Annotated in this window: 13 protein-coding genes and 1 tRNA gene; 13 read left to right on the plus strand and 1 reads right to left on the minus strand. The window is 52.4% G+C overall.

What is annotated here, in order from left to right:
• Window positions 1-102 precede the first annotated feature (102 nt).
• The 3 genes from DNH61_RS19220 to DNH61_RS19230 all read left to right on the plus strand — a co-directional run bounded on the left by DNH61_RS19220 (window position 103) and on the right by DNH61_RS19230 (window position 3,897).
• Window positions 103-1,788, plus strand: a complete 1,686-nt coding sequence (locus DNH61_RS19220) for a pyridoxal phosphate-dependent decarboxylase family protein (RefSeq protein ID WP_111148438.1) — start codon at window positions 103-105, stop codon at window positions 1,786-1,788.
• On the plus strand, window positions 1,778-3,523 hold the full coding sequence (locus tag DNH61_RS19225) for a methyl-accepting chemotaxis protein (protein ID WP_111148440.1): 1,746 nt from the start codon (window positions 1,778-1,780) through the stop codon (window positions 3,521-3,523). The genes DNH61_RS19220 and DNH61_RS19225 overlap by 11 nt, the downstream gene beginning before the upstream one ends.
• 170 nt (window positions 3,524-3,693) lie before the next feature.
• Window positions 3,694-3,897, plus strand: a complete 204-nt coding sequence (locus DNH61_RS19230) for a PLDc N-terminal domain-containing protein (RefSeq protein WP_245948263.1) — start codon at window positions 3,694-3,696, stop codon at window positions 3,895-3,897.
• A 79-nt stretch (window positions 3,898-3,976) separates the two neighbouring features.
• On the opposite strand, the gene DNH61_RS19235 is transcribed toward DNH61_RS19230, so the two are convergent.
• Window positions 3,977-4,050: transfer RNA gene (locus DNH61_RS19235), tRNA-Arg, on the minus strand.
• 363 nt (window positions 4,051-4,413) lie between these two features.
• Between DNH61_RS19235 and DNH61_RS19240 the strand changes: the two genes are divergently transcribed.
• The 10 genes from DNH61_RS19240 (at window position 4,414) to speD (ending at window position 16,452) form a co-directional block, all read left to right on the plus strand.
• The gene (locus DNH61_RS19240) at window positions 4,414-5,298 is read left to right on the plus strand and encodes a hypothetical protein (protein WP_111148442.1); all 885 of its coding nucleotides are present in this window, start codon (window positions 4,414-4,416) and stop codon (window positions 5,296-5,298) included.
• A gap of 89 nt (window positions 5,299-5,387) precedes the next feature.
• On the plus strand, window positions 5,388-6,689 hold the full coding sequence (tig, locus tag DNH61_RS19245) for a trigger factor (RefSeq protein WP_111148444.1): 1,302 nt from the start codon (window positions 5,388-5,390) through the stop codon (window positions 6,687-6,689).
• 224 nt (window positions 6,690-6,913) lie between these two features.
• Window positions 6,914-7,507 (plus strand): ATP-dependent Clp endopeptidase proteolytic subunit ClpP, encoded by a 594-nt coding sequence (gene clpP, locus DNH61_RS19250; RefSeq protein WP_111148446.1) that lies wholly within the window; start codon window positions 6,914-6,916, stop codon window positions 7,505-7,507.
• Window positions 7,508-7,531: 24 nt separating this feature from the next.
• Complete coding sequence (gene clpX / locus DNH61_RS19255) at window positions 7,532-8,788, plus strand: ATP-dependent protease ATP-binding subunit ClpX (RefSeq protein ID WP_111148448.1); 1,257 nt, start codon at window positions 7,532-7,534, stop codon at window positions 8,786-8,788.
• Window positions 8,789-8,877: 89 nt separating this feature from the next.
• Window positions 8,878-9,987 carry a flavodoxin-dependent (E)-4-hydroxy-3-methylbut-2-enyl-diphosphate synthase gene (gene ispG / locus DNH61_RS19260; RefSeq protein WP_111148450.1) on the plus strand — a complete coding sequence of 370 codons (1,110 nt, stop codon included), beginning with the start codon at window positions 8,878-8,880 and terminating at the stop codon, window positions 9,985-9,987.
• A 223-nt stretch (window positions 9,988-10,210) separates the two neighbouring features.
• Entirely contained in the window at window positions 10,211-11,914 is a 1,704-nt protein-coding gene (gene lonB / locus DNH61_RS19265; protein WP_111148452.1) for an ATP-dependent protease LonB, read from the plus strand.
• Window positions 11,915-11,950: 36 nt separating this feature from the next.
• On the plus strand, window positions 11,951-14,290 hold the full coding sequence (gene lon / locus DNH61_RS19270; protein WP_111148454.1) for an endopeptidase La: 2,340 nt from the start codon (window positions 11,951-11,953) through the stop codon (window positions 14,288-14,290).
• Between the two features lie 32 nt (window positions 14,291-14,322).
• On the plus strand, window positions 14,323-14,910 hold the full coding sequence (gene yihA, locus DNH61_RS19275; protein WP_111148456.1) for a ribosome biogenesis GTP-binding protein YihA/YsxC: 588 nt from the start codon (window positions 14,323-14,325) through the stop codon (window positions 14,908-14,910).
• A 193-nt stretch (window positions 14,911-15,103) separates the two neighbouring features.
• Window positions 15,104-15,697, plus strand: a complete 594-nt coding sequence (locus DNH61_RS19280) for a non-ribosomal peptide synthetase module (protein ID WP_111148458.1) — start codon at window positions 15,104-15,106, stop codon at window positions 15,695-15,697.
• Between the two features lie 350 nt (window positions 15,698-16,047).
• Window positions 16,048-16,452, plus strand: a complete 405-nt coding sequence (gene speD, locus DNH61_RS19285) for an adenosylmethionine decarboxylase (protein WP_111148460.1) — start codon at window positions 16,048-16,050, stop codon at window positions 16,450-16,452.
• Window positions 16,453-16,653: the final 201 nt, after the last annotated feature.

A 16,653-nucleotide genomic window follows, 5' to 3' on the forward strand; every position in this document is an offset into this window, starting at 1 on the left:
AAGCACTTGATGCTTATTTTGCTGTGCGCGCTCATCTCAGATGGCCTTGCGTCTACACAACTGAGTTGCGAAATAATGAAGAATAGAGAAAGAGGGTTCGTAATGGATAGGGAGAGTATGACAGACATCAGGCAGCTGTTTCCCAGTGATGATGGTAATGCGGAGAGACGAAATGTAATGCTTGGTCTGTTTGAACAGCTGCTTAAAGGGACTGATGCGCTGAAAGATCCGGATGCCGTCTATCTGAAGGGCTCCAAAGACCGGTCAGGCTCGTTCTACCGTGACATACTGAAGACAAGCTCTGTGCCGGCCCAAGGAATGAAGATGGAGGAGGTTGGAGACAAGCTGCTTCACCTGCTTCATGCGCATCCTTACCACACCAAGTATTTTCTGACCAATATCCTGCCTATGGCGAGTATCCCGGGCATCGCCGGCATGCTGGCTGCATTTATGGTCAATGGCAACAATCTATGGGATGTATACGGTCCTGCAGGGGCAGAAGCCGAGGTTAATGTAATCGCGATGATGTCCAGGGTGGCCGGCTATGACCCGCTTGTCAGCGGCGGCTATACAACCTGGGGAGGACAAGGTGCGATTTTTACCGGCCTCAGGATGGCGATCGCCAAATTTGCTCCGGAAGCCAAGCGTAGGGGAGTGCCGGACAATCTGTATGCGTTCTGCTCGGAAGCGGCTCACTACAGCTTGTATAAGTCTATGGAAGCGACCGGGCTCGGCAGCGACCGGCTGGTCCGTGTGCGTACACTGCCCGACAGCTCAATGGATACGGCAGACTTGAGGCGTAAGCTCGAGCAGGTGATTCATAAAGGCGGAATCCCCGTCTATATCGTGGCTACGACCTCGACAACGGATGCCATGGGGATTGATGATGTAAGCAGCGTCCGCGAGACTGCACAGTCGGTAGCAGCCGCTCACGGCTTGCAGCGGCCGCATATTCATGCTGATTCTGCGCTTGGAGGATTTTTCGCTTTCTTCAACGATTATGACTTTGAAGCTAACCCGCTTGCTTTTTCCGCTCCAGTGCTTGAGGCGTTGGGAGCAATCCGCAGCAGGATGATTCATCTGAGCCTGGCCGATTCGTTGTGCTTTGATTTCCAGAAGCTCGGACAAACGCCGTATACGACAAGTCTTTTCCTGGTGAAGAACGCGCAGGATTTGAATTTGGTTGATCTTGAGCCGGAGGAGACCCCTTATGTTGGACACCGCGGCTACGGCCAGTACCATACCGGCTACACGCTGGAATGCTCGCGGATGGCCAGCTCGATCAGTATCTATAGTGCGCTGCTTGCTTTCGGGGCGGACGGCTACCGCAGGCTCCTGGCACAGTTCGTAGAAGTAAATCTGGCTTTCCGCGCTGAGCTTGCGCTCCGTGCTCCTGAGCTTGTGGTCGTGAACCCGGCTAACCCGGGGATTATCACCCTGTTCCGGATATATCCGAAGGACGTGCCCGGCTTCTGGGAAGAGGTGGCAGGCGGATGCACGCTGGACCAGATCAGAAGAACGAACGAGATGAATGAACGGTTGTTCGAGGCGCTTGGCGAAGGCCGGGACCGGATGTTCTTCGGCGATACCAAGAAGCATCTGGTCGTGAAGACGAAGGATGGCAATCAGACTGCGCTCTATGCTTCCAAGCTGTTCGTGATCTCGCCATACACGCAGGTAGAGCATGTAGGAGAAATCGTGACCTACTTGAAACAAGTTGCAGCAGCCGTCATTGCTGAATATGAAGCACACTCCATGAAGGAAGGTCTGGTTCCCCTTGAAACGTAAGCCGACAACAAAACAAACATCAGGCAAAGGCAAGATCGGCATTACCCGCTCCTTGACAGGAAAAATTCTGTTCTGCATTCTCTTGATTCTGCTGATGGCCTGCAGCGCCTTCGCGATCTCCGGCACGCTGATCAACAAGGAACTGTCGGGCAAGCTGCTGGAACAGTTTGACAGGCGTCTTGAAACGAATATCACGATCGCACAGCAATCGCTCCGTCAGGTGCCGCTGTACAATGTTCCGATTCAGGCTCATAATGATGCCCGCTATAATGCAATCAAGAAAGTGCTTGAATCCCTGCAGGAAACACACGGTCTTGAGAGCGTCTATATCCTGTCCAATCACAGCGGGACTGAGCGGATTGACGTGCTGACCGGCCTGCCGGAAGACTTCGGTACGGCATACGAATTTACGCCGGAGATGCACGAGGCCATGCAGAATGATACTGCAACAACAAGTGACGTTTACAGTGATGAATTTGGTACTCATAAGTCAGTGTTTGCTCCTATGAAGAACGTACAAGGTGAAGCTTACGGCATATTGGGCATTGACCTGGATGCCAGCGCCATACCGGAAGCAGCCAAGCAAGTTCAGTTCACGACGATTCTGATCACCGTCATTGTTGCCGTACTGGGTATCGGCATTGCCCTGATCCTGGGACGTATCGTGACCAGGCCGATCCGTATTCTGATGGATGCAACCGAGAAGGTTGCCGCAGGCGATCTCAGCGAGACATTCGAGATGAAGCGGAAGGATGAGCTTGGCAGACTGGCTGCTTCCTTCAAAGTCATGGGCCATAACCTGCAGGGTCTGATACACCAGATTGCGAGCATGTCTCAAGAGATGTCAGCCACGAGCCGGATGCTGCACCATAATGCACAGGGCACCAGTGAAAGCTCGGATGAAGTGGCGCAGTCCATGAACAAGCTCAGCGACGGGCTTACTCATATTGTGGACAGCATTTCGTCCAGCACGTCGACGATCTCGGATATCGACAGCGAGCTTGCGGTAGTAACCGCTGAGGTGGGCAGCATGCGTGAAATTTCTCACCAGGTCAAAGGACAGTCCGAGGAAGGCCAGAAGCTGGTTGAGCAGACGCTTCAGCAGATGGAAACGATCCGGGATGTTATGCTGCACTCCCGTGAAGCAGCCCAGAAGCTTGGAGACCGTTCAAGAGAGATTGGCGAGATCATCGGCATTATCTCCGGCATCTCCCAGCAGACCAACCTGCTGGCGCTGAACGCTGCCATCGAAGCCGCGCGTGTTGGCGAGCAGGGCAAAGGCTTTGCGGTTGTAGCAGGTGAAGTGCGCAAGCTGGCCGAGCAGTCTGCCGAAGCAGCCCTTTCCATTACAGAGCTGATCTCCAGTACGCAGGAGAACAGCAATCTCGTCATCGAGCGGGTAGCGGAAGGCTACCAGGCCGTGGAGCAGGGGCATGGCTGGATTACCGGAACGTATGCAAACTTCAGAGAAATTCAAAACGGCATCATGAACTATTCGGAGCGCACGGATCATCTGCTGGAAACGCTGGTCGGCTTTGAGCGTTCCTTCGCCAAGATAGCGGATGCCATGCAGCAGATATCTGGCGTAACGCAGGAGCAGGCAGCAGGCTTCGAAGAGGTGGCAGCCGCTTCCGAGGAACAGAGCGCATCTGTTCAGGAAGTTACAGGCACGATTGGCAGGCTGTCCGAGCTTTCCGAAGAGCTGCAGAAATCCATCGACAAGTTCAAGATCTGATAGGCATCCGTATAGGCTGTTGTATGGATATGCCGTATATTATATTAGGTAGAAATACGTAAACAGGCCGGGGCATCCGTAATGGAACAGCCCCCGGCCTTTTTTTGACGGGTAGAATATTGGGTAACGTAAGTCTGTAGAAGAAAACCGATGGAAGAGGAGTGATTCTTGTGGAGCTGTTATTTGTCAGCGGCCTGACGGTGGTCCTGTTTATACTCGGGCTGTACCTGCTGAATATCATCACAAGCATCTGGGCCTACAGAGATGCACGGAGCAGGGGTAGGAACCGGGAATTTTGCCTGCTTGTGCTCATAGGTACGCTGGTCTTCCCGGTGCTGGGGCTTATTATATATCTTATCGTCCGCAACGATTAATGTAATCCGCCATGTTCCACAGGCATATAGAAAAGAACCGCTTCACAGGAAGCGGTTCTTCGGCATGTATAACTAAGAACGTCCCAGGAGGGATTCGAACCCCCGACAACTCGCTTAGAAGGCGAGTGCTCTATCCAACTGAGCTACTGGGACAGGATGCAAGCGAGACAGAAACATGAATCATTGTACCACGGTCGTCTAATCCCTGCAAGCATTATTTGTGATCGGATGAGATCGCAAAAAGTCCGGTCTCTGCTGGCAGGAGACAGCAATGGTTATATTAGCATAGAAGAGGGTAAAAATCAATATAGGAAGAAATGCGTCTTTTCTTTCTGTTGACAGGTCATGCTATACTTAATGAACGAAATCGATGACGGGCCTTCACCCGCAGTCCCGGTGCTCGAACAGTACCAGGCACGCGGGCCTGGATCGCATGTTTAAAGGCGGTGATTCCTTATTACGACCCCTAACCATCCGCATGAGGATTCGAAGGATAATGTATATCTGTTTCCGAAGATGCTGGACCATTATCAAATCCAGCTTACCCGGCTGCTGGAAGCGGAGCAGTTTGGCGAAGCCAAACAGCTGCTGCGGTTCCTGCTTAATTGCCAAGGGGAAGAAGAACATCATTACGAAGAATGGCGGAACCTGCTGGCCTGGATAGAAGTTGCTTTTCCCGATAAGGGGGACGGCGGCCCATATATTGAAGAGGCAGAGGACGAGGATGAACGCTTGATGAGGGAACGGGCCCTTGGCTCCTCGCAAGCTGACAATACCGATGAGGACTATGTCCGCCAGGTTCTTCACATCATGCAGCATCATCCGGTTCTGGAGCAGCAGCTGCTGGCGCTTGAGCGGGCGGTATACCTGCGCAGCGAGGAGGTGGACCGGACCCTGCTGGAGTGGCTGTCACATGAGCCGCTGCATCCGGCCATTCAGTTCAAGGCTCTGCAGTGCCTGAGGAGGCGCGGTGTTTCGGGAAGAATACATATTGCCGACCGGGTAGGAGAGTCGGTGGAGCTTGATATCGAATCGACTCCCCTTGCGATGGAGGAATTTCCGGAGGCGGTGGTGGCCATTCTGGAGAGGGTGGAGCAGATTACGGAGGTATCCGATCCGACCCTGCCCCATTTTGCCCGTGAGCTGTGGAAGGAGTACTTACAATTTCTGTACGGCACCTCCGATTATAACCGGATGCTCGATCCCGATGAGGCGGTTGTGGACAGCTGGGCTGCGGCCCTTCATATGAATCTGCTGCTGGTCGCATACGGCTCGGCAGATGATGAAGCAATACGCGATACATACGGCATACCGGAATCGCTCAGGTTTCGTTATGAGCAGGCCTGCAGGGCGCTCAGGCGCGTTGGAATTACCGGTATTGACCCATCAGGACAGCCTTGATATTAAGCGCGATGTTAGTTTATAATGGAATGGTTTAAAATCGTGAATAGAATTGACGGAAGTGTCAGTTTTGGAGGGGAAGGCATAATATGAAAGCAACTTGGGAAACAATAGAAAAGAATCAGGGTGTCCTGAACGTTGAGGTGGATGCCGATCAAGTGACAGAAGCGCTCGACAAGGCGTTTAAGAAAGTGTCACAGAAGGTTAATGTTCCGGGCTTCCGGAAGGGCAAGGTGCCTCGCGGTATCTTCGAAGCGCGTTTTGGCGTGGAAAGCCTGTATCAGGATGCAATTGATATTCTGCTTCCTGATGTATACTCGGCTGCGGTACAGGAAACAGGCATTCAGCCAGTTGACCGTCCGGAGATCGATGTCGAGCAGTTCGGCAAAGGCCAGACATTCATCTTCAAGGCTAAGGTAACGGTTAAGCCGGAAGTGAAGCTGGGCGAGTACAAGGGGCTGGAAGTGCCGGCCGTGAGCACAGAAGTAACCGAAGAAGAGCTGAATGCGGAGCTGGAGCGTCTTCAGCAGCGCCATGCTGAGCTCGTTGTAATCGACGAAGGTGCGGTTGAGAACGGCGATACGGCCGTTATTGATTTCGACGGTTATGTGGATGGCGAGCAGTTTGAAGGCGGTCAGAGCGAGCGTTATTCGCTGGAAATCGGTTCCGGATCTTTTATCCCGGGCTTTGAAGAGCAGATCATCGGCATGCAGACCGGCGACTTCAAGGATGTGGAAGTAACCTTCCCTGAGAACTATCACGCTGAGCATCTGAAAGGAAAGCCGGCTGTATTCAAGGTGAAGCTGCATGAGATCAAGCGCAAGAACCTCCCGGCTCTGGATGATGAGTTCGCGAAGGATGTCAGTGAATTTGATACGCTTGATGAGTACAAGCAGGACTTGTCCGCCAAGCTGAAGGAACGCAAGGAGAAGGAAGCAGAGCAGGCTCGCGAAATCGCTGTTGTAGACAAGGTTGCGGCCAATGCTGAGGTTGATATTCCGGCTGCGATGGTTGCAACGGAAACCGACTTCATGCTTCGCGACTTCGAGAACCGCCTGCGCATGCAGGGAATGAACCTGGAGCTGTACTACCAGTTCTCGGGCCAGGACGAGGCTGCTCTTCGCGAGCAAATGAAGTCCGATGCCGAGAAGCGCGTTCTGAACAACCTGGTGCTGGAGCAGGTTGCGAAGGAAGAGAACATTTCGGTTACCGAGGAAGACGTGAACGAAGAGCTCGAGAAGCTTTCCACATCGTATAACCGTCCGGTGGAAGAACTGCGCGACATCTTTACGCGCAACGGCAACATCGAGAACCTGAAGGAAGACTTGACGCTCCGCAAGACGATCAAGTTCCTGCTTGATAACAGCAAGACAGCTACGGAAGTGGCGTAAGCCGCACCCGTCATAACCCAATCACACAGAGATAAGGCACGTACTTCAGGCACGTGCCTTATTTCGCCCCTACATAGCTTTTTGTATAAAAATGGGGAATTTCCCCCGATACATATTGATCGTTGACGCCCGTATACTGTACTACACAGAAAAATGACATGCAGAGCTGAACATGATAAAATGATAATTGGTATTCGATCCCGAAAAGAAAAGAGGTTGGTCACATGAATCTTGTACCGATCGTGGTAGAGCAAAGCAATCGGGGAGAACGATCCTACGATATTTATTCCCGGCTCCTTAAGGACCGGATTATATTTCTAGGGAGCGCTATTGATGATGATGTGGCCAATGCCATCATCGCGCAGCTGCTGTTCCTGGCAGCTGACGACCCGGAGAAAGACATCCATCTCTATATCAACTCGCCAGGTGGTTCGGTAACGGCGGGAATGGGTATTTACGATACGATGCAGTTTATCAAGCCGGACGTATCGACGATCTGTGTCGGTATGGCCGCAAGCATGGGGTCGCTGCTGCTTACAGCCGGCGCCAAAGGAAAGCGATTGGCGCTGCCGAACAGCGAAGTAATGATCCATCAGCCGCTTGGCGGAGTACGCGGTCAGGCGACCGATATCAAGATCCATGCCGACTGGATTTTGAAGACCAAGCAGAAGTTGAATCAGATTTATGTGGACCGTACCGGCCAGCCGTACGACAAGATCGACCGTGACACGGATCGGGATTATTTTATGAGTGCGGATGAAGCGCTGGCTTACGGGCTTATTGATAAGGTCGTCACCACGCCCACGCCGAGCATTTAGTCATTACGAAGAAGGGGTGATCCGATGTTTAAGTTCAATGATGAGAAGGGCCAGCTGAAATGTTCGTTCTGCGGCAAATCCCAAGACCAGGTGCGCAAGCTTGTTGCCGGTCCTGGTGTTTATATATGCGATGAGTGTATCGAGCTTTGCACGGAAATCGTCGAGGAGGAGCTCGGCCATGAGGAAGAGCTCGATCTGAAGGACGTGCCGAAGCCGAAGGATATCCGTGATATCCTCGACCAATACGTGATCGGGCAGGACCAGGCCAAGAAGTCGCTGGCTGTTGCTGTCTATAACCACTACAAGCGAATTAACTCGCAGAGCAAGATTGAGGATGTCGAGCTGCAGAAGAGTAACATTCTTCTGGTTGGACCAACGGGCTCAGGCAAGACACTCCTTGCTCAGACAATGGCCAAAATTTTGAACGTGCCGTTTGCAATTGCGGATGCAACCTCGCTGACGGAAGCAGGCTATGTCGGTGAAGATGTGGAAAATATCCTCCTCAAGCTGATCCAGGCTGCTGATTATGATGTGGAGAAGGCTGAGCGCGGGATTATCTATATCGATGAGATTGATAAGGTCGCACGTAAATCCGAGAACCCGTCGATTACACGCGACGTATCGGGTGAAGGGGTGCAGCAGGCACTGCTGAAGATTCTGGAAGGCACCGTTGCTTCGGTACCTCCGCAAGGCGGACGGAAGCATCCTCACCAGGAGTTTATCCAGATTGACACCACCAATATCCTATTCATTTGCGGCGGAGCATTTGACGGCTTGGAACAGCTGATCAAACGCCGGATCGGCAAGAAGGTTATCGGCTTCAATACAGGAGGCGAAGGACAGAAGGATTTGAAGCCGGGCGAGTATCTGTCGCTCGTGCTGCCGGAGGATCTGCTGAAGTTTGGTCTGATTCCGGAATTCGTCGGACGTCTGCCGGTTATCTCTGCTCTGGAGCCGCTTGACGAGAAGGCCCTCATTCGGATTCTGTCCGAACCGAAGAACGCGCTTGTCAAGCAGTATCAGAAGCTGCTTGAGATGGATAATGTCAAGCTGGAGTTTGAGCCTGCGGCGCTTGAAGCGATTGCGAAGGAAGCGATTAAGCGCAACACAGGCGCACGCGGACTCCGGGCGATTATCGAAGGCATTATGCTCGACGTGATGTATGAAGCGCCGTCACGCGACGAAGTGAACAACTGCCTGATTACCGAGAAGGTCGTTCAGGATAAAATCATGCCGGAGCTGACAACCAAGAAGGGTAAGAAGAAGGAAGAAAGCGCCTAATACGGATAAACGTCGAATCCACCCTTGCCGGGAGCCGCTAATGCGCTCCCGCAGGGTGGACTTTGACGTTCATAGGGAGAGGGAGACTTATGATACACAGGAAAGATACCATACCAGTCAAAGTCGGGAATCTCACTATCGGCGGCAGCAATGAGGTCATCATCCAGAGCATGTGCACGACCAAGACGGCGAACGTAGAGGCGACAGTTAATGAGATCCTGCGTCTTGAGGAAGCCGGCTGTCAGGTGGTGCGCGTGACGGTGAACAATGTGGAAGCAGCGGAAGCCATTAAGGAAATCAAGAAGCGCATCCACATTCCGCTTGTTGCCGATGTTCATTTTGACTACCGGCTTGCCCTGAAGGCCATCGAGAACGGGATCGACAAGGTACGTATTAACCCGGGCAATATCGGCCGCAGGGAGAAGGTAGAGGCGGTAGTAAAAGCGTGCAAGGAGCGGAACATTCCGATCCGGATCGGTGTAAATGCCGGCTCGCTGGAGAACCACCTGCTGGAGAAATACGGTTACCCGACACCTGAAGCCATGGTAGAGAGTGCGTTGTTCCATATCGGCATTCTGGAAGAGCTGGATTTCCACGATATTATCGTTTCGCTGAAAGCCTCGGATGTGCCGATGGCCATTGCCGCCTACAGTATGGCAGCCGAGAAAATCCGTTATCCGCTGCATCTGGGGATTACGGAGGCGGGGACGCTGTTCTCCGGCACTGTCAAGAGCTCCGCGGGCATTGGGGCCCTGCTCGCTATGGGGATTGGTAATACAGTAAGGATTAGTCTTAGTGCTGATCCGGTCGAAGAAGTAAAGGTGGCACGCGAGCTGCTTAAGACCTTCGGTCTGATCACCAATGCGGCAACCCTTGTGTCCTGCCCGACCTGTGGACGCCTGGATATCGATCTCTTCTCGATCGCCAATGAGGTGGAAGAGTACATATCCCAGATTAAGGTTCCGATTAAGGTATCTGTACTGGGCTGTGCGGTCAATGGACCGGGTGAGGCGCGTGAAGCTGATATTGGTATCGCTGGAGCGCGGGGTGAAGGGATGCTGTTCCGCTACGGAGAGATGATCCGTAAAGTTCCTGAAACTGAGCTGCTGAGCGAGCTGAAGAAGGAGATTGACGAAATCGTTCGCGTCTATGAAGCTACAGGGGAAATTCCCGGCCGAAGCAAGCATATGCCAGTGTAAAGCTGTCATTCCATCCATATAAATTCCATAAGACGTTACGGTTATTCCTACCGGCAAGGGGCAATACTACCAAGTATTAGCCTTTTGCCGGTGTTTTGCTTTTGAGAGAAGCTTGCCGCTTGCACGGGCGGAACTTTCCAGAATGGCTGCCCGGTACATAAACAAGAGGATGCAGTGGTGTAGAAGCAGGTTAACCGGTTACCTTTGGGAGGAGCGGATTGGAATGAATTTAAGTATTGTGTTGATGTTGATTCAAGTATTCTTCGCCGTTGTGATCGGCTTGTATTTCTGGAATCTTCTGCGTAACCAGAAGACGAACCGGTCTGCGGTGGATAAGGAATCGCGCAAAGAGATGGATAAGCTGAGAAAATTGCGGTCGATTTCACTTACCAAGCCGCTGGCCGAGAAAACGCGGCCGCAGTCAATGAATGATATTATCGGCCAGAAGGACGGACTGCGCGCATTGAAGGCTGCCATGTGCAGCGCCAATCCGCAGCATGTCATTATTTATGGGCCGCCGGGTGTGGGGAAGACGGCCGCCGCCAGAGTTGTGCTGGAGGAGGCGAAGAGGAATCCTTCATCGCCATTTCTGGCAGAGGCGAAATTTACTGAGATTGACGCAACGACCGCCCGGTTTGATGAGAGGGGTATCGCTGATCCCCTGATCGGATCGGTCCATGACCCGATCTATCAGGGAGCGGGCGCGATGGGTGTGGCCGGAATCCCCCAGCCGAAGCCGGGGGCGGTTACCAAGGCTCATGGCGGCATGCTCTTCATCGATGAAATCGGTGAATTGCATCCTATCCAGATGAACAAGCTGTTAAAGGTGCTTGAGGACCGCAAGGTTTATTTGGAGAGCGCGTATTACAATTCGGAAGACCATAACATTCCGATGTATATTCATGATATTTTTCAGAATGGGCTGCCAGCGGACTTCAGGCTTGTCGGAGCGACGACCCGATCCTCGACGGAACTGCCGCCGGCATTGCGTTCGCGGTGTATGGAAATCTATTTCCGCCCGCTGCTTCAGGATGAGATTGCGGTCATTGCATCCAATGCAATTCAGAAAATTGGGTTTCCCACCAATCAGGAAGCGGTTAATGTCATTATGAAGTACGCAACCAACGGCCGGGAAGCGGTGAATGTCGTACAGCTGGCGGCCGGACTTGCGATGTCGGAGAAGCGGGATACGATTACGGCGGCAGACATTGAATGGGTAGTGAACAGCAGTCAGATTCCGCCTCGGCCTGACCGGAAGGTTCCGGCAGAGCCTCAGGTGGGATTTGTGAATGGTCTAGCGGTTTACGGTCCGAATATGGGCACACTGCTGGAGATCGAAGTCAGTGCGATTCCGGTCCGCAGCGGCAAAGGCAGCTTCACCATTACAGGTGTTGTAGATGAGGAAGAACTCGGAGGCGGCTCCCGGACACTACGCAGGAAGAGCATGGCGAAGGGTTCAGTGGAAAATGTGCTGACCGTGCTTCGCCGTTACGGCTTCCAGCCGCAGCATTACGATCTTCATATTAACTTTCCGGGCGGTACACCGATTGACGGGCCTTCCGCAGGGGTAGCCATGCTGACGGCGATCGCCTCTGCGATTATGGGAGAGCCGGTTGACAACAAGCTGGCGATGACTGGTGAGGTAGGAATTCACGGCAACATCAAGCCGGTAGGCGGGGTGCTTGCCAAGGTAGAAGCAGCATTCCAGGCAGGGGCTGAGACGGTACTGATTCCGAAGGACAATTGGCAGGACATATTTGGCGGTTTGGAAGGACTCAAGGTCATTCCCGCGGATCATGTGGATGATCTGTTCAAAGCGGCATTCCCGGCCGTCGAGCTGCAGGTTCCCGAGCTGGAAATCGTTAAGCCTGCTGAATTATTTCATGCACCAGGGGTGTCGTATTTGCAGGCGGATTCCGCGGAATGATAAAATAAGGGGAAAGACATTTTTGGAGGTGCTTGCATGGGACCTGGAAAAGGAAAAGGGCGGCGGCTGCCATTGCTTCCGCTGAGGGGTCTTCTTGTGTATCCCAGCATGGTGCTCCACCTAGACGTCGGCAGGGATAAATCAGTCCGGGCGTTGGAGCGGTCAATGATCGAAGATCATATGATTTTGCTGTGCTCGCAGTCGGAGGTCAACATTGAAGAGCCGACAGTAGAAGATATATACCGAGTGGGAACGATCGCGCGTGTCAGGCAGATGCTTAAGCTGCCGAACGGTACGATCCGAGTTCTCGTAGAGGGCGTTGTCCGCGCCGAAATACAGGAATACTTGAGCAATGATGAGTTTTATGAGGTGATGGTGAAGGAACTTCCGGAGCAGGAGTCAACAGATCCGGAGATTGATGCGCTGATGCGCACGGTATTGAACCAGTTTGAGCACTACATCAATCTCTCCAAGAAGGTAACGCCAGAGACGCTGGCGGCTGTATCGGATATTGATGAGCCCGGGCGGCTGGCGGACGTTATCACAAGCCATCTTTCGCTGAAAATCAAGGATAAACAGGAGATTCTCGAAACGGTAGATGTACGCGCCCGCTTGGAGAAGCTGCTGGACATTCTGAATAATGAGCGGGAAGTGCTGGAGCTTGAGCGGAAGATCAGCCAGCGGGTCAAGAAGCAGATGGAGAAGACACAGAAGGAGTATTACCTCCGCGAGCAGATGAAGGCGATCCAGAAGGAGCTTGGCGATAAGGAAGGCCGTGCCGGTGAGGTGGAGGAGCTTCGCAACCAGCTGGCAGAAGCAGGTGTGCCGGAGAGCGTCAAGGAGAAGATTGAGAAGGAGATCGACCGCCTGGAGAAGATGCCGGCTGCTTCGGCTGAAGCAGGTGTAATCCGCAACTATGTGGATTGGCTGTTGGCGCTTCCATGGAACAAGCTTACCGAGGATGACCTGGATATCAAGAATGCTGAAGCTATTCTGGACGAAGATCACTACGGCCTTGAAAAGCCGAAGGAGCGGGTGCTGGAGTACTTAGCCGTGCAGCAGCTGGTCAAGAAGATGAAGGGGCCTATTCTCTGTCTCGTCGGCCCTCCAGGGGTGGGCAAAACCTCGCTTGCGCGTTCTGTGGCCAAATCGCTTGGACGGGAATTCGTCCGGATATCGCTTGGCGGTGTGCGTGATGAAGCGGAAATCCGCGGCCACCGCCGTACTTATGTCGGCGCGATGCCGGGCCGTGTCATACAGGGGATGAAGACAGCGGGCTCACTTAACCCGGTCTTCCTCCTGGATGAAATCGACAAGATGGCGATGGATTTCCGTGGAGACCCGGCATCTGCGCTTCTGGAGGTGCTGGACCCTGAGCAGAATAACACATTCAGCGACCATTTCGTTGAGGTGCCCTTTGACCTGTCGAATGTTATGTTCATCACGACAGCGAATGCTGTTCACAATATTCCGAGGCCGCTCCTTGACCGGATGGAGATGCTCTATATACCGGGCTATACGGAGCTTGAGAAGATGCAGATTGCCCGGAAGTATCTGCTGCCCAAGCAGAAGCGTGAGCACGGGCTGGAGGAAGAGCAGCTTGTTGTTGAAGATGACGCTGTAATGCAGGTAGTCCGGGAATATACCCGGGAATCCGGCGTCAGGAATCTTGAGCAGCAAATCGCAGCACTCTGCAGGAAGGCTGCCAAGGAAATTGTGGCCAGTCCGGAAGCCGCTCCGATTACTGTGGACACCGACAAGGTCAAGGACTGGCTCGGACCGGGCAAATTCCGGTTTGGTCTTGCGGAGCAGGAGGATCAGATCGGCGCAGTTACCGGGCTTGCATGGACAGAGGTTGGCGGGGACACGCTTGTCATTGAAGTGACCGTACTGCCCGGCAGCGGCAAGCTGACCCTGACAGGCAAGCTGGGCGATGTGATGAAGGAATCCGCTCAAGCCGCCTTCAGCTATACCCGGGGCAAAGCGAAGGAATTCGGGATTGATCCGGAGTTCCACGAGAAGAATGATATTCACATCCACATACCGGAAGGAGCGATTCCTAAGGATGGCCCGTCCGCGGGAATTACGATGGCTACCGCGCTGATCTCAGCGCTGACCGGCCGCTTCGTATCCAGGGAGGTGGCGATGACGGGCGAAATTACACTGCGGGGACGTGTGCTGCCGATTGGCGGACTGAAGGAAAAGTCACTCGCCGCGCACCGCGCCGGCATCAAGAAAGTATTGCTTCCAAAAGACAATGAACGTGACCTGCGCGATATCCCGGACAGCGTCCGAAGCGAGCTGGAGTTTGTTCCGGTTGCGCATATGGATGAAGTGCTGGAGCATGCGCTTACCGTTCAAGCTGATGTACATTAATCCGTTACTAACCGAAAGCAGGGAAGCCTTTTATGAAGATCAAGCAAGCCGAGTTTGTAATCAGTGCCGTTAAACCGGACCAATTCCCTGAGGACGCCTTGCCGGAGATTGCTCTGGCAGGGCGTTCAAACGTGGGGAAATCCTCGCTCATCAACCGGATGATCGAACGCAGGAATTTGGCAAGAACCAGCTCACAGCCGGGAAAGACACAGCAGCTCAACTATTACCGCATTAATGACATGTTATATTTTGTGGACTTTCCAGGCTACGGTTATGCCAAGGTTTCCAAGGCCCAGCGGGCCAAGTGGGGCGAAATCATCGAATCCTACATCCGGGAGCGCGAGCCGCTGAAGCTTCTCATCCAGATTGTCGATATCCGCTTTCCGCCGACGGAGGATGACTGTCTGATGTATGATTGGCTTAAGCACCATGACATCCCGGTATGCGTCGTCGTCACCAAGTGTGACAAAATCCCGAAGGGCAAGTGGGATAAACATATCCGGATTGCGAAGGAAACGCTTCAGGCTGATCCGTCTGACCAGTTTGTTTTATTTTCCTCCGAAAAGGGTATAGGTAGGGAAGAGCTGTGGGAAGTAATCCAGCGAGCAATTGCCGGATAAGGCAGAAACCCGCTTAACATTCGCTACAAAAGAGAGGATACAGCGAAAAAGGCTGGCCTCTTCGTGAAATCCACGGGATTATTCAGAAATATGCGGAAATATCGAGCCTCGCCGGCAAGAAGTTGGAAGCTAAATGGCTTATAATAGAATCAGGCAGAAAGTCATGTAAGTTTAAAGAATTGAGGAGATTTTTATGGCTCAACGGTTAGCCACGGAATATGTGAAAGCCTGTCTGCAGTTAACGGCGCAAGAGATGGCCAAGTTTGTCCGTTTCATGGGAGATCAGAATGTTCGCATGAAGGTGCGGGTGCTCGAGAACGGCAATCATGAACTGGCCCTCGTGGATGAAGCAGCGAGTGAAGAAATCCGCCTGACCTTTGAAAGACATGAAGAACTGTTTGTGTGTGTGCTTTCCTGCCGCCTGGTTCATCAGAAATTAACTAACGCCATGCGCAAAGCGGTATCCACCTTCCGCGGCGATGCGATCGTGAACCGTATCTATCCGAATTATACGATGGTTTACCACTATAAGAAGGGTGCTGTTCAGAAGATTGAAGAGCATGCCGCCGGTGAAACCCGGACGGTCTTCGAACTGAAGGATACACTCGGTCAGCTGGAGCGTGTGTTCCATAACCGCCAAATCGAATTTGAGATTGAACGGATTCAGAGTGCGATTAATGAGCTGCTGGACCTTCGGAATCAGTCGAAGAACCCGGTCGAGATCAGCGACATTGATGCGCGTCTGAAGCAGCACACCCAGAAGCTGTTCATCCTTGAAGCTCCTTGAGCAAGGGTTGCAAGCTTGAATCTAAACCGCTAGAGCCTTCCGGCTATGGCGGTTTATTTTTTTACTATGAAGACAGCACAACCATACGGAGACGCTCATACTCTGTCTACGGAACATGCGCAGCGGCCGTGAAGATTAGAGTTTGTACATCCAGCGTCGGATTTGAAAAAAACTATTGCATTATTCGACGATAGATGTTATTTTTAACTTCGTTGACATGATAATAGGAACCAGGATTCACTCAGGACATGTAATGTTGCGAGAGATTATTCCCTCGGGTAGTGAATGACGTAGGTCCTAGCGGATGAAATTTTTCAAACATTTTATTCCTAGGAAGGGGGAACCGGAAGATGGAATATTCAACTTTCGGAAGACATGTAGCTGTTGACACTTGGGGTGTAGATTTCGATTTGCTGAACAACGCTGAGTTCTTGCAAGCTCAGATGGTAGAGGCTGCAGAGGCATGCGGCGCTACAGTACTGTCGGTACAATCCAAACAGTTTGAGCCTCAAGGGGCGACGGTTCTTGTATTGCTGTCGGAAAGTCATCTCTCCATTCACACGTATCCTGAGAGAGGTTTTGCCGCACTGGATTGTTATACTTGTGGCGAAACAGTAGATCCTCAACTCGCGATTGATTACATGATGTCGGTATTGAAGCCAACCACGATTCATGCCAAGAAGCTTGTTCGCGGCTTGGGCGAATTACAGGTGGTTGACCCTGAATTTAAGCATGTAGAGCTGGTCAAATCTTAACCGGCATGATCGAATAACCACAGCTGATGCTGTGGTTATTTTTTTTGATATTTTCCTCTTGCGGGTGTTTCTGGTATAATCAACCGAGTGCTTGTTTACACTATATTTGGTTGATTTGCATTCAAATTTTATTCATAAATGAATCCGTACAACCTGTCGAACTATGCTATAATTAACACAGCTTAAGATCAAGTAAAGGTG

It is taken from the genome of Paenibacillus sambharensis, from assembly GCF_003233845.1.
Lineage (GTDB): Bacteria > Bacillota > Bacilli > Paenibacillales > Paenibacillaceae > Paenibacillus_I > Paenibacillus_I sambharensis.

Bases quoted from the DNA above. Each gene is read 5' to 3' on its own strand.
- DNH61_RS19220 (WP_111148438.1), top strand. From the start codon at position 103: ATGGATAGGGAGAGTATGACAGACATCAGGCAGCTGTTTCCCAGTGAT.
- DNH61_RS19240 (WP_111148442.1), top strand. From the start codon at position 4,414: ATGCTGGACCATTATCAAATCCAGCTTACCCGGCTGCTGGAAGCGGAG.
- tig (WP_111148444.1), top strand. From the start codon at position 5,388: ATGAAAGCAACTTGGGAAACAATAGAAAAGAATCAGGGTGTCCTGAAC.
- clpP (WP_111148446.1), top strand. From the start codon at position 6,914: ATGAATCTTGTACCGATCGTGGTAGAGCAAAGCAATCGGGGAGAACGA.
- clpX (WP_111148448.1), top strand. From the start codon at position 7,532: ATGTTTAAGTTCAATGATGAGAAGGGCCAGCTGAAATGTTCGTTCTGC.
- ispG (WP_111148450.1), top strand. From the start codon at position 8,878: ATGATACACAGGAAAGATACCATACCAGTCAAAGTCGGGAATCTCACT.
- lonB (WP_111148452.1), top strand. From the start codon at position 10,211: ATGAATTTAAGTATTGTGTTGATGTTGATTCAAGTATTCTTCGCCGTT.
- lon (WP_111148454.1), top strand. From the start codon at position 11,951: ATGGGACCTGGAAAAGGAAAAGGGCGGCGGCTGCCATTGCTTCCGCTG.
- yihA (WP_111148456.1), top strand. From the start codon at position 14,323: ATGAAGATCAAGCAAGCCGAGTTTGTAATCAGTGCCGTTAAACCGGAC.
- DNH61_RS19280 (WP_111148458.1), top strand. From the start codon at position 15,104: ATGGCTCAACGGTTAGCCACGGAATATGTGAAAGCCTGTCTGCAGTTA.
- speD (WP_111148460.1), top strand. From the start codon at position 16,048: ATGGAATATTCAACTTTCGGAAGACATGTAGCTGTTGACACTTGGGGT.